This is a genomic window from Alkanindiges hydrocarboniclasticus, from assembly GCF_001982605.1.
GTDB lineage: Bacteria > Pseudomonadota > Gammaproteobacteria > Pseudomonadales > Moraxellaceae > Alkanindiges > Alkanindiges hydrocarboniclasticus.
This window is the reverse complement of sequence record NZ_MLCN01000008.1, coordinates 263,436-277,375: the sequence shown is the minus strand read 5'-3', so window position 1 is coordinate 277,375 and position 13,940 is coordinate 263,436. Positions and strand designations below refer to the sequence as shown.

The 13,940-nt window shown below is 48.1% G+C and carries 9 protein-coding genes; 8 read left to right on the top strand and 1 reads right to left on the bottom strand.

From position 1 onward, the window contains the following. Positions 1-78: 78 nt before the first annotated feature. The 7 genes from BKE30_RS04455 to BKE30_RS04425 all read left to right on the top strand — a co-directional run bounded on the left by BKE30_RS04455 (position 79) and on the right by BKE30_RS04425 (position 10,992). The gene (locus BKE30_RS04455; protein WP_143253645.1) at positions 79-357 is read left to right on the top strand and encodes a hypothetical protein; all 279 of its coding nucleotides are present in this window, start codon (positions 79-81) and stop codon (positions 355-357) included. Positions 358-376: 19 nt separating this feature from the next. Further along, positions 377-1,771: an adenosylmethionine--8-amino-7-oxononanoate transaminase gene (gene bioA, locus BKE30_RS04450; protein WP_076877424.1), complete on the top strand. Its 1,395-nt coding sequence runs from the start codon at positions 377-379 to the stop codon at positions 1,769-1,771. Positions 1,772-1,838: 67 nt separating this feature from the next. Further along, positions 1,839-2,582, top strand: coding sequence for a 16S rRNA (uracil(1498)-N(3))-methyltransferase (locus BKE30_RS04445; protein ID WP_076877423.1), 744 nt, complete (start codon positions 1,839-1,841; stop codon positions 2,580-2,582). 232 nt (positions 2,583-2,814) lie between these two features. Beyond that, the gene (locus BKE30_RS04440; RefSeq protein WP_076877422.1) at positions 2,815-5,718 is read left to right on the top strand and encodes a putative bifunctional diguanylate cyclase/phosphodiesterase; all 2,904 of its coding nucleotides are present in this window, start codon (positions 2,815-2,817) and stop codon (positions 5,716-5,718) included. A 193-nt stretch (positions 5,719-5,911) separates the two neighbouring features. Next, positions 5,912-8,194, top strand: a complete 2,283-nt coding sequence (locus BKE30_RS04435; RefSeq protein WP_076877421.1) for an NADP-dependent malic enzyme — start codon at positions 5,912-5,914, stop codon at positions 8,192-8,194. An 82-nt stretch (positions 8,195-8,276) separates the two neighbouring features. Continuing rightward, a complete protein-coding gene (locus BKE30_RS04430; protein WP_076877420.1) occupies positions 8,277-9,515 on the top strand; it encodes a multifunctional CCA addition/repair protein in 1,239 nt (412 codons plus the stop codon). A 415-nt stretch (positions 9,516-9,930) separates the two neighbouring features. Continuing rightward, on the top strand, positions 9,931-10,992 hold the full coding sequence (locus BKE30_RS04425) for an OmpW/AlkL family protein (protein ID WP_076877419.1): 1,062 nt from the start codon (positions 9,931-9,933) through the stop codon (positions 10,990-10,992). Positions 10,993-11,153: 161 nt separating this feature from the next. On the opposite strand, the gene sthA is transcribed toward BKE30_RS04425, so the two are convergent. Further along, entirely contained in the window at positions 11,154-12,572 is a 1,419-nt protein-coding gene (sthA, locus tag BKE30_RS04420; protein ID WP_076877418.1) for a Si-specific NAD(P)(+) transhydrogenase, read from the bottom strand. Positions 12,573-12,908: 336 nt separating this feature from the next. On the opposite strand from sthA, the gene lipA reads away from it, so the two are divergent. Further along, positions 12,909-13,922 carry a lipoyl synthase gene (gene lipA / locus BKE30_RS04415; protein ID WP_076877417.1) on the top strand — a complete coding sequence of 338 codons (1,014 nt, stop codon included), beginning with the start codon at positions 12,909-12,911 and terminating at the stop codon, positions 13,920-13,922. Positions 13,923-13,940: the final 18 nt, after the last annotated feature.

Below are 13,940 nucleotides of genomic sequence, written 5' to 3'. Positions count from 1 at the left end.
TCAATGCGCCTTTTAAGTATTCTCAAGGTCTTGTGGCTTATATGCGGCATTACCTTGATGATATTTGGTTTATTGCTCATGATGCTGATGATCGTACTGCCCGGTTTTGTTATGGTGGTGCTGGGCATTGGACTGCTGACAAACCAGTTACTGCGCAGCATTCGGTTGTTGGCTGTACTGGTGGCGCTGCTTATTTTTTATAAGATTGCTGCAAGCCATTTATCTCCTTTGGCAAATTCTCTGCTATGGTTGAGTCTGGCATTGGCCCTGCTGTTATATGCCATATTTGCCCAAAAAATTCAGTACCTATTGATGCAATCAATGCGTAAATCAGCCCATCATTTTTTCAAACTTTAATTTTACGAAAAGACTTGTTATGCATGCTTCTGCACGAACTTCTGCATTGTGGCATCCCTGTACCCAGATGTATCAGCACGATGCCAATCCGGTGCCGCGTATTACCCGCGCCAAGGGTGCTTATCTGTATCTGGACAATGGGCAGCCAGTGCTGGATGGCATTAGCTCATGGTGGGTCAATTTGCATGGGCATAGTCATCCGGCGATTAATGCAGCCATTACCGATCAGCTGCAACAGTTTGAACAGGTGATTCTGGCGGGATTTACCCATAGCCCCATTGAACAACTGGCGGCCAAGCTGGTTGATGCCACACCTGCGCCACTTACGCGCTGTTTCTTTGCCGATAGCGGTTCGGCAGCCGTAGAAGTGGCCTTGAAAATGAGCTTGCAGTTTTGGCATCAGACCACGGAGCAGCAATCAGGCAAACCTGAACGCAATACTTTTATCTCCCTAGAAAACGGTTACCATGGCGAAACACTGGGCAGCCTGAGTGTGACAGACATTCCGCTGTTTTCCAGCCAGTACCGGCCGTTACTGATTCAGCATTTGCGTGCACCTACGCCAGACCTATCCCTAAAAGAACATGACCAGTCTGATGAAGATTTCCTGTTACAGCGCTTTGTCCAGCTTAAAATCCTAGTTGAAGAAAACCAGCAGCGCATTTGCGCCATTATTGTCGAACCGCTGGTACAGGGTGCAGCGGGCATGAAAATGTATCCGCCAGTTTACCTAAGCTGGTTACGGCAATTGTGTGATGAATACCAGATTCATTTAATACTGGATGAAATTGCAGTTGGGTTTGGCCGTACCGGCACCTTGTTTGCCCATGAGCAGGCAGGCATTTGCCCTGATTTTTTATGCCTGTCGAAGGGGTTAACTGCTGGCTATTTGCCCATGTCATGTGTGATGACCACCGATGAGGTGTATCAGGTATTTTATAGTCCGGACGTGGCCAAGGGCTTTTTGCATTCGCACAGCTTTACCGGTAATCCACTGGCGGCCCGTGCGGCACTCGCCTCTCTGGCTATTTTTGAGCAGGAAAACACCCTACAAAAAAACCAGCAGCATATACAGCAGTTTAAGCACAAGCTGGCTGAACTAGGCAAGCACCCCAATGTAGCAAACTGCCGGCAAACTGGCATGATTGCCGCCTTTGATCTAGTACAACCAGATGGCCTGTCTTATCCGGCAACACAGCAGCGCGCCCGCCTGATGGCACAATATGCCCTGCAACACGGCTTACTGATTCGCCCGATTGGCAATCATGTGTACTTTATTCCGCCCTACTGTATAACTGCCGATGAAATTAACCAGATGTTTGAAATAACGATCCATGCAATTAACTGGGCCATTAGCCAGCCTGTTGCAACAGGCACCCACCATATGTTGCACTCCGGCCTGAATCTTCCCTGATTTTCAACGATCTGGTTTTGGCAGCCTGACCCAGTCGCAAACGAATTAACTATTAAGCAGAGCATTTATGACCCGTTTTTATGTGGATGTTCCTTTAAACCTGAATGAAACATTAATCCTGCCTGAAAACGTGTTTCATCACTGGGTGCGGGTGCTGCGCGCACAAACCGGTGAACAGGCTGTGCTGTTTAATGGTCAGGGCGGTGAATATACCGCCACGCTCACTGATATCCAGAAAAAAACAGCCAGTGTGGTTTTGCAGCAGTTTGATGGGCAGGATCGCACGCCGGATTATCAGGTTACACTGGGTCAGGTCATGAGCAAAGGCGACCGTATGGACTATGCCATCCAGAAAGCCACCGAGCTTGGCGTTCATGCCATACAACTGCTGGTCAGTGAGCGCTGCGAAATGCGCCTGAAATACGAGCGTGACCAAAAAAAAATTGAACACTGGCAACAAGTGGCCATTGCAGCGTGTGAACAATGCGGCCTGAATCGTGTGCCTGCTATTTTGCCCCCACTCTCGCTGGAAGACTGGCTAACCCGGCTTGAATCCGTAGATGGGCGTAAACTGGTATTGGCCCCAGCACGCCAGCCTGTGAGTTTTACTGCGCCATTTCCACAGTCATTGTATTTGCTGGTTGGGCCAGAAGGCGGTTTAAGTGCCGCAGAGATCGAACTGGCCAGTTCAAATAATTTTGAATGCTGGACACTGGGTGAACGAATTTTAAGAACCGAAACAGCGCCAGTGGTTGCTATGTCCGCGCTTTTATTTGCTTATTCTTCCTGCAAACACACGGATCTTTTTTAAAAATTACATCATTTGCGAAGACTTTATGGGCATAATGATTGAAGTTCGTTAATCAACAAGCTATGTTATAGTCAGGCGGTATGGTAGGGATTACCAGAAATTGATCTGTTCGTTATCGCGTTCAAAATCAAGAAGCACTATTTAGGATAAACATGTTTAAGTCAGCGCCAGCAACCCCAGTTTTAGATAAATCATCCGTTAGACCAGTAGGAATGCGTGGAGCTTAATCAGGATGATTGAACAGCGCCTCGACAAGGATCTCTATCAGCGTATTTTTAATATGCAGATTACAGAAACCCAGCAGCAGCAAAACCTGCAACTATTGGGCGCTGTAGGCCTTATTCTTATTACTTACCTGTTTTATAAACAATCATCACTGGTTAATTACAATTACCTCACCACATGGTGCATGGTTTCTACCCTGCTGGTGGCACTATCAGCCATTATCAATGTTCAGCTTAATGCCAAAACCTATAAGCTAAAGGCCGCATTTGCTGACTTATACCTGCAAATCAATTCGTTTATCTTTGGTCTAATTTTTGCCTTTGGCCAGATTATTATGGGACTGGAACTCATTAACGTTCCCCATAGCAACCCGCTTGAACCCAACTTTTATGTATTTGGCACCATTGTAGTTTTTGCGCATGTGCTCGGTCTGATCAGCCTGACCATCCGTATTCGCTGTTTTTATTTACTGGTCCTCACCAGCATGGCGCCAATTTTGACCATGCAGCTGAGCAACTGGCCCAGTTTTTCACTCAATGATCCGTTTTACCTGATTAATGACATTTATATACTGTTTATGCTGTTCTGTGGTCACCACCTGTACAAGACCCGTGACCGATTAACCTGGCTGGTCATTCGCAATGACAATCTGGTTGAGCATGCTGAACACCAGCGTAGCATTACCGAGCAGGCCTATCAGCAACTGGAACAGGAAATGCTGGAGCGCCGTGCGGTTGAATGGAAACTCCAGCAAACCAATCAGCGCCTTGAAGAAAAAGTCCGTGAACGCACCTTTGACATTCAGCAAATTAACTCAAGCCTTGAGCGCTCCAAGCAAAGTTTAGAGATGGCGCACCAGACCGCTGGTATTGGCAGCTGGGACTGGGATATTAAAAGCAGAACCATCCAGACCACCAACTTTGACCAGATTCTGGGTTACCAGAATGAAGAAATTAATGATTACAGCGGCAATATCCGTCGCCTGATTCATCCGGAAGATTTTCCCAAGGTACGTGCAGCAATTTCCACTCATTTGCGCAACCACAGTGACCGCTACGAAAGCGTGTACCGTATTCGTCATAAAAAAGGCTACTGGGTGTGGGTGCATGACATGGGCCGCGTAATCCAGCGTGACCCTAAAAACCAGCAACCGCTACGCATGGTGGGTATCCGCCGTAACATCAATGATGAAAAATTAGTGGCCGAACGCCTAAAACTGTCTGCCAGTGTATTTGAACGTGCGGCTGAAGGGATTTTTATTCTGGACAGTAAACTGCACTATCTGGACACTAACCCGCGTTTTGAGGAAATCATGGGCCTGCCGCGTGACTATTTTATTGGTAGTCATGTATTTAGCTATCAGCATCATGGTGAAAAAATCCAGAAGCAACATGCAGAAATTCTGAAATCACTAATGCACACTGGCGAATTTGAAGGCGAAATTGTTGAACGCGATTCCAAGGGTGAAGAGTTGCCGCTATGGATTCACATTAATTCCATCAAGAATGAAAATGATCGTATTACCCACTATATTGGCATTTTATCTGACCTGACCCAGCGCAAAAACGATGAGCGTCGCCTGTCGTACCTGTCCAACTATGATGCCCTGACCGACCTGCCCAATCGCAACCTGTTTAAAACCCAGTTGCACCAGCTCATGATTGGCAGCCATGACAAGAAAGAAAAATTTGCGCTGATGCGCCTTAACATTGACCGTTTCCGCTTTTTAAATGATTCGCTACAAAATGATGGCGGCGATGTTTTGCTGCAACAGGTGGCCAAGCGCCTGCGTACCCTCAGTAGTGATTCCATTATGGTAGCGCGTCTGGGTGGCGATGATTTTGCAATTATTTATGAAAGTACCCGCTTTAGAAATTCTGACGTTAAGTCACAGTGCAAAAAAATCATGCATGCGTTTGAGCAGCCCTTTACGGTGCAGGATCAGGAACTGATTGTAACCCTGTCAATCGGGATTGCCATGTATCCGGAACATGGCCGTCAGGTTGACAGCCTATCCAACCATGCCGAAAAAGCCTTGCAGGAAGCCAAACGGCTGGGTGGCAATACAGCGCGCTTTTATACCAAGGATGAGCGTGTTCCAGCCAGCAACCGGGTTAACCTTGAAAATGCCCTGCGCAAGGCATTAATTAATGATGAATTTGTGGTGTATTATCAACCCAAGATTAATGTTGCCACCGGTAAAATTACCAGCTTTGAAGCACTGGTGCGCTGGCAGCATCCGGAACATGGACTGGTGCCGCCAATCCAGTTTATTCCTTTGGCTGAAGAAACCAGCCTGATTTCCAACATTGGTGAAGTGGTCCTGAAAAAAACCTGCCAGCAAATCAAGGCATGGCTGGCGCTGGGCTTCCATGACATCAAGATTTCGGTCAACGTGGTGGCGCAACAAATTCAGCGCGGCAACCTGATTGATGAAATAGACGATATCCTTAGTACTTACCAGATTAGTCCAAGTTCGCTGGAGCTGGAAATTACCGAGTCTTCCCTGATGGATGATTCCGAAGTGGCCAGTGATGTATTGCAGCAACTTAAGGCACGTGGCATTACCATTGCACTGGATGACTTTGGGACAGGCTACTCCTCGCTCTCCTATCTGGGTCAGTACCCCATTGATGTGCTTAAGATTGACCGCTCATTTGTGTCTAAAATTGGGGCACACTGTCATCAGGAAGCCATTGTCAGGGCTATTCTGGCCATGGGGCACTCACTAAACATGGAAGTGGTGGCAGAAGGTGTGGAAACTGAAGCCCATGCCAACTTCCTGATCAATGAAGGCTGTGATGTATTACAAGGCTATCTGATCAGCAAGCCGCTTAGTTCGACAGATGCCACGCAGTTCCTGCAACATGCCTATTCGCTTGACCATTTTATGACCACAGCACGCTCATGATTGTCGGGTGAACCCAGTATTAAGTAAAATGATTTCAAATAAATTACTTAAACTAAAAACTGACCAGTAAACAGATAATTGTGTATAAGTCCTGACATCAGTCTGATCTAATGCTATAGTTTCGCACTTGTTTAACCGTGTATCCCTAGCCTTTGTGTTGCTAGCCGGTACCTTTGCGAAACCAGAGAACGAGATGGATGATCAAGCATTAAAAAAAGCCGCGCTGCATTATCATGAATTCCCACAGCCTGGCAAAATTAGTGTCACTCCAAGCAAACAACTAGTCAATCAACGTGATCTGGCACTCGCCTATTCGCCTGGGGTCGCTGCACCCTGCCTTGAAATTGAACGTGACCCTTCAACTGCTGCCCTGTATACCGCACGTGGTAATCTGGTGGCAGTCATCAGTAATGGTACTGCGGTACTGGGCCTTGGCAATATTGGGCCGCTGGCTTCCAAGCCGGTTATGGAAGGCAAAGGCGTTCTGTTCAAAAAATTTGCCGGTGTTGATGTATTTGACATTGAAATTGCCGAGAATGACCCGGACAAGATTGTTGATATTATTGCTGCGCTAGAGCCTACCTTTGGCGGCATTAACCTAGAAGACATCAAGGCTCCCGAGTGTTTCTATATTGAACGCAAATTGCGTGAACGCATGAACATTCCGGTATTCCACGATGACCAGCATGGCACCAGTATTATTGTCGGTGCAGCACTGCTCAATGCGCTGGAACTGGTGAACAAGAAAATTGAAGACATCAAGATTGTTGCCTCAGGTGCCGGTGCAGCCGCGCTATCCTGCCTTGACCTGCTATGCGCCCTTGGTGTGAAACGTGAAAACGTCATTGTGGCCGATTCACGTGGCCTGTTAACCACTGCCCGTCTGGGCAGTATGGATGAAAGCAAGGCACGTTATGCACAGGATATTCCGGCTACTCAATTGCATGAAGTCATGCAGAATGCCGATATGTTCCTTGGCTTGTCTACCGCTGGCATCCTGACGCCTGCTATGGTCAAGCAAATGGCCAAAGACCCGATTATTTTTGCACTGGCCAATCCAAATCCGGAAATTTTACCGGAACATGCCCGTGAAGCCCGTCCGGATGCCATTATTGCAACCGGTCGTTCTGATTATCCCAATCAGGTTAACAACGCACTGTGTTTCCCGTATATTTTCCGGGGTGCGCTGGATTCCGGTGCAACCACCATCAATGAAGCCATGAAAATTGCCTGTGTGTATGCCATTGCGAAAATGGCGCACATTGAGCCGGACAATGCCACCTATGGTGAAAAAGCCCAGACCTTTGGCCGCGAATACCTGATTCCCGGCCCACTGGACCCACGCCTGATTCTGGAGATTGCCCCGGCTGTTGCCAGGGCTGCCATGGAATCCGGTGTTGCAACCCGTCCAGTTCAGGATTTCTCAGCCTATCGCCAGCGCCTGTCCGAGTTTGTCTATAACTCGGCTTTCCTGATGAAGCCAATTTTTGCACAAGCCAAAACTGATCCAAAATGCATTGTATTCTGTGAAGGCGAAGATGACCGTGTTTTGCGTGCGGTGCAAATTGTGGTCGATGATGGTTTGGCCAAACCCATTCTGGTGGGCCGTCCTGCCGTGATTGAACAGAACATTGCCCGTCAGGGTTTACGCCTAAAAGCGGGTGTAGATTTTGAAATGGTCAATCAGGATGATGATCACCGTTACAAGGATTTCTGGCAGCATTATTACAATATCATGCAGCGCCGCGGTATTGGTGTGGAACTGGCCAAGCGTGAAGCCCGCCGCCGTACCACCCTGATTGGTTCACTGCTGGTTCATTTTGGCTATGCCGATGGCATGATTTGCGGTACGTTTGGCTATTATGACCTGCATTTGGGCTATGTGCGTGATGTTATTGGCACCAAGTCCAGCAGCAAGAATTTCTATGCCATGAATGTGGTCATGCTGGGTGATCGCAACCTGTTTATTGCAGACACTTATGTAAACCCAAATCCGACGGCCGAACAACTGGCTGAAATGACCTTGCTGGCTGCTGAAGAAGTTAGACGCTTTGGTATGGCCCCTAAAGTAGCCCTGCTATCGCACTCCAGTTTTGGTAGCGCTCATGATGATGCCAGTGCCGAGAAAATGCGTGAAGTGTATCGCCTGTTGTCTGCGCAGGCGCCTGAGCTGGAAGTAGAAGGCGAAATGCATGGTGATGCAGCCATTGATGAATCCATCCGTCTGGAACAGTTTCCAAACTCGCGCTACAAGGGTTCAGCCAACCTGCTGATTATGCCAAGTCTGGATGCAGCCAATATTGCCTTTAACCTGCTTAAAGCAACTGCAGGCAACAATGTGACCATTGGCCCTATCCTGCTGGGTGCTTCGAAGCCGGTTCATATCCTGACCCCGACTGCAACCACACGTCGTATTATCAATATGACAGCCTTAACTGTAGCTGAAATCCAGCATGCAGAATTGCACCAAAACTAGGCAAAAAACGGATTAATACCCTTTTTGCCTTGTCAAAGCCTCTATTGTCCTGCATTCTGTAGCGGCATATAGGGGCTTTTTAATGCAAGTGTATTTGGTAGGTGGTGCGGTGCGTGACCAGCTTTTGGGTCGCACAGTTAGTGAACGTGATTATGTCGTCGTGGGTGCCACCCCTGAGCAAATGCTGGCAGCTGGCTACATGCCGGTTGGCAGTGACTTCCCGGTGTTTTTGCATCCGCACAGCAAGGAAGAATATGCCCTTGCCCGAACCGAACGCAAGTCTGGAGTTGGCTATGGTGGCTTTACCTTTTACACCTCGCCTGACCTTTCCCTAGAAGAAGACCTGATCCGCCGTGACCTGACCATCAATGCAATGGCACTGGCCGAAGATGGCCGTGTTATTGATCCCTATGGCGGCCAGCAAGACTTGCAAGATCGCCTGTTACGCCACGTATCCCCAGCCTTTATTGAAGACCCTTTACGGGTATTGCGGGTTGCACGCTTTGCTGCGCGTTACGCGCCACTTGGTTTTACCGTAGCACCCGAAACACTAAGCTTAATGCAGTCACTGGTGAATCAGGGCGAAATCAATCACCTGACGCCGGAGCGTATCTGGAAAGAAACCCAGCGTGCACTTACTGAAGACCGTGCAGATGTGTACTTTGAAGTATTGCGTGACTGCGGCGCGCTCCAGGTGATTATGCCGGAAGTCAATGCCTTGTTTGGCGTACCCCAGCGGCCAGAATATCATCCTGAAGTTGACACAGGCATTCATACCCTGATGACCCTGCAACGGGCCTGTGAAGCGCAATACAGTGACCGCGTGCGTTTTGCAACTGTCATGCATGATCTGGGCAAGGCACTTACCCCTGTCGACCTGTTGCCGCGCCATGCCGACCATGAAGCACGCGGCGTTGAGCCGATTAAAAACCTGTGTAAACGACTTAAAGTGCCTAGCCAGTATCAACAACTGGCCGAGCTGGTATGTCGTGAGCACCTGTTGTGTCACCGTGTGATGGAACTGCGTCCCGGAACCATCTGGCGGCTGTTGCAACGACTGGATGTGTTACGGCGTCCCGAGCGGGTGGAAGAATTTATACAGGCCTGTGAATGTGATGCGCGCGGTCGGCTTGGGCTGGAAAAACGTCCTTATGAGCAAGCCGACTTCATGCGTGAGGCCATTCAGCGGGTAAGAAACATCCGTGCTGTTGATCTACCGTCCCATATTCAGGGGCCAGACATTGGTGAAGCCTTGATTGAAGCACGCATTGATGCCATTACCGTACTTAAAAATAGCTATGCGGATATTCAGCAGGGCTAAAAACTCATGCGTTAGTTTTTAAAACCACAATAATCAGCTTTCTACCTGTTTTTTAATTCTATTAATCTTCACAATCAGGCTGTAGTGTAGTGATACGTAAAACTGGCCTGATTATTTTTCAGGCAGGTATTTTTTCGGTAAAACCCATAATTTTAATAATTAGCTATTTTTTCATGATTTTTTAACCTCCTATATCACTATTTCTGCTTAAAAAATATTCGAACCTATATTCTTACTCATTTACCTCATCACAACAGATCATTCAGACAGTGAATTTTTTTTATATAACTCGCCTATTGTTAATGTTATTGAGCCGTTTTAATCGCTGCTTGTAAGGAAACGCACCAAATTGGAATATTTGGTACTTGTTCTTTAGCGGGGCTTTAAACCTGAAGGTCAAGAGACGGAGCGGTAAATGAAATTCAAAAAATTTATGATTCCCGTGCTGGGGGTGTTGATCCCGCATGGTGCCTTTGCAGATTCTTCATTATTTAGTATTAAAGATGGCGATGGATTTAAGCGTTTTGCTGTGTCTGCGGGCTGGCTGCATGTGATGCCACAGGGCAAGCCTAATAACCTTGGCAATAAAACCGTCATTCCCGAAGGCTATGAAGCCGGGGTTGGCCGTATCCGGTTAAGTGATATTACCGAAAACGCAGTTGATAAAAATGGCTTAACTGCCCTGCTGGGTTTACTGGACGATACACAGATTACGGGTGGCTATTTGCCTGATCTGGGTCTAAAAGCCAATGTTTATGGCCTCGAGCAATGGCAATCGCCCAATACGGGTCTGGAAGCACAGGATGTGGATACGCTGGGGCTGGTGTTTAATTATTATTTTACCGATCATGTTTCAGTAGAACTGGTGGGTGGCATTCCACCAAAAGTAGATTTAAAAGGCATCGGCAATGTAACTGCTCCCTTGTCTACTCACACTAGCGTGCTTGGCCTTGCTGATCTGGATCTGCAAAAAGACCTGCAAATCACCAATCTTGATTCTTATGACACAGCGGCGTCAGTGCGCGCCTGGACACCGGCAGTAACCTTGCAATATCACTTTGGCCAAACCGGTATAAATAAATTCCGGCCTTATATTGGTATTGGTGCCATGTATGCGTGGTTTGATGATATCAAGCTGAATAAAGGCATTGAAGGCGACCTGATTGCCGCTGGGCACCAGATTCAGAATGTTCTGGATGGCAAGGCTGGCGCTGCATTATCAGGTGAAACATCTTCGGCCAATCCCTATGTGAAGGTTAAGGCAGATACCGGAATTGCACCTTTTGCCACTGCCGGCTTTAGCTATGACTTTAATGACCGCTGGTTTAGCACGGCCTCTGTATCCTATGCAGCGCTAAACAATAAGGCCAAGATTCTGGTGATTAGTGACAAGGACCAGTCGGAGCTGATTCGCTCCGAAACCAAGGTAGACATTAATCCGGTGATTACCTATCTGGGCATTGGCTATCGTTTTTAGCTAGCTTTTTCCAGCGCTGACAACTACAAAAATCCTGCTGCTTGCACTTCCTACCGATCAACTTTTCCTCCTTCGTTGATCGGTTTTTTTATTTTCAACTGTCAACCTGCATAACACTATTTTTAAGGTATGAGGCAAGTCAATTAATGCAGCATTGCTTTTTAAAACAGCCGGTTCATGCCATTGAGTGCAGCCACACGATAGGCTTCCGCCATGGTGGGATAATTAAAGGTGGTATTAGCAAAATAATGCAGGCTATTGTTGGCTTGGCTCAGCATGGCAGCCTGTCCAATATGAATAATTTCTGCTGCGTTGTTGCCAAAGCAGTGAATTCCCAGAATTTCAAGCGTTTCGCGGTGAAACAGAATCTTGAGCACACCCACGGTTTCACCGGTAATTTGCGCCCGCGCCAGATGCCGGAAGGAAGCCTGCCCGACCTCATACGGGATTTTTTCATCGGTAAGCTGTTGCTCGGTTTTACCAATGGATGAAATTTCAGGAATGGTGTAAATCCCGGTAGGCACATTTAGCACAGGCTGTACATTTTGCTCACCCACCATATTGGCTGCTGCACAGCGGCCCTGATCATAAGCCGCAGAAGCCAGTGACGGCCAGCCGATTACATCGCCAGCAGCATAAATGTGCGGTACATCGGTCTGGTACTGGCTGTTTACCGCCAACTGGCCACGGCTGTTTGGTGCAAGGCCAACATTTTCAAGTCCCAGCCCATCGGTATTGCCGGAGCGGCCATTACACCACAAAATGGCATCAGCCTTAATTTTCTTGCCGCTTTGCAAGTGCAGCACCACATAGTCATCATGAGTTTCCAGATGGTCAATTTGCTCATTATGCCGAATTAGTACACCCAGCTCACGCAGGTAATAAGACAAAGCATCGGCAATCTCATCATCCAGATAATTGAGCAATTGCGCTTGCGTGTTGATCAGGTCGACCTTGTAATCCAGCCCAATAAAAATAGAAGCATATTCCGAACCAATGACCCCTGCCCCATAAATAATAATTTTATGAATTGGATAGTTCAGGGTCAGGATTTTATCGCTATCAAAGACCCGCGGATGGCTAAAATCCAGTCCTTCCGGCTGATACGGACGGCTACCCGTGGCAACCACTAGCTGGTCAAAACTCAAGGTTTCACTGCCCCCGTCCAGCATATGCACAATAACGGTGTGCTCATCCTGAACATAAGCACGCCCATGGTGCACATCAATCTGGTTACGCTCATAAAAGCGCGTGTGGGTATCGACCTGCGCTTCAATTACCCGGTGTGCATTGCGTAATACTTCCGACAATGGCACCTGCTTCCATTCGCCCACTTTCTGGAATAACGGGTCACGCTGGTAGCGCATAATATTAAAAACGGTTTGCCGTAGCGCCTTGCTGGGAATAGTCCCTACATGGGCACAGTTGCCACCCACCTGATGCCGCTGGTCAATAACCGCAACCCGCTTGCCGGATTTTGCCAGCTTCATGGCAGCACCTTCACCGGCGGGGCCAGCGCCCAATACAATGGCATCATACTGGTAAGACTGCTTTTTGGTGGTTTTTTCCCGGCGCGCCATCAACTGATCTCCTGATGAATGCTAAAGTAATAATGCTTTATGATAAGGCTATTCAAGCAAATGCAGACGTTTACGCTATGGTACGCCAATTGCATTGCCTTGCGATGCAAAATTTTGAGTTCAAGCTACTACTTTAGTCTGTCGTATGCCACTAACTCTGCAATATTTATGCAAAAATGATACAAGCGTCCTACGTCAGCCTGTGCATAACTTATCGTGCATTTAAGCGAACTGACGTATACTGTACGCCTGAATTTTTCTGACATTCTTCTGCTCAAAAATGCATGGCTCAGCTGAAGGCAGCAGCTTTTTTGAACCATGGCAAGGAATACCGGCATGACCTCACCCAATGCTCCTGTCAACACCTCTGGCCAGCGCGCCGTTCAGGGAGAAAAGCTCCGTGGTGCTGAAAAAGTAGCGCGTATTCCCATCAAGATTATTCCCACGGTTGAAGTACCGCGTAAACCGGACTGGATCCGGGTCAAGATGACTGCGCCCAATGAAGTGCAGCGTATTAAGGACACCTTACGCACGCAAAAGCTGCATACGGTGTGTGAAGAAGCCGCCTGTCCCAACCTGCCGGAATGTTTTGGTGGGGGCACGGCAACCTTTATGATTATGGGCGATATCTGTACCCGCCGCTGCCCATTTTGTGATGTGGCCCATGGCCGCCCCAATCCACTGGATGTTGATGAGCCGCGCCACATGGCAGAAACCATTGCTGGCCTTGGTCTTAAATATGCGGTCATTACCTCGGTAGACCGTGACGACCTGCTGGATGGCGGTGCGCAGCATTTTGTCGATTGCATTCTGGAAGCCCGCAAGTTAAGTCCAAATACCCTGCTGGAAATTCTGGTGCCGGATTTTCGTGGCCGCATGGATGTTGCCCTGCGTATCATGAGCGAATGTCCGCCGGATGTGTTTAACCACAATATTGAAACCGTGCCGCGCCTGTACCGTGCCATGCGTCCGGGTTCGGATTACCAGCACTCGCTGAACTTGCTAAAAAAATTCAAGGAAGCATGCCCGGATATTCCCACCAAGTGCGGCCTGATGGTTGGGCTTGGCGAAACGGAAGAAGAAGTTATTGAGTTGCTAAATGACCTGCACGCGCATGATGTGGATTACATTACCATTGGCCAGTATTTGCAGCCTTCCAAAAATCATGCGCCAGTAAGCCGCTTTGTGCATCCGGATGAATTTGAGCGCTATGCTGAACATGGCCGTAGTCTGGGCTTTCGGAATATCTGGTCTGCGCCAATGGTACGTTCCAGCTATTTTGCGGATCGCCAGTATTACGGCGAACCCTGTCCGCCAGTGCGCCGTGGTGTTAAGGCGGTTGAAGCTTAATTTTGCTATTGAATGTGT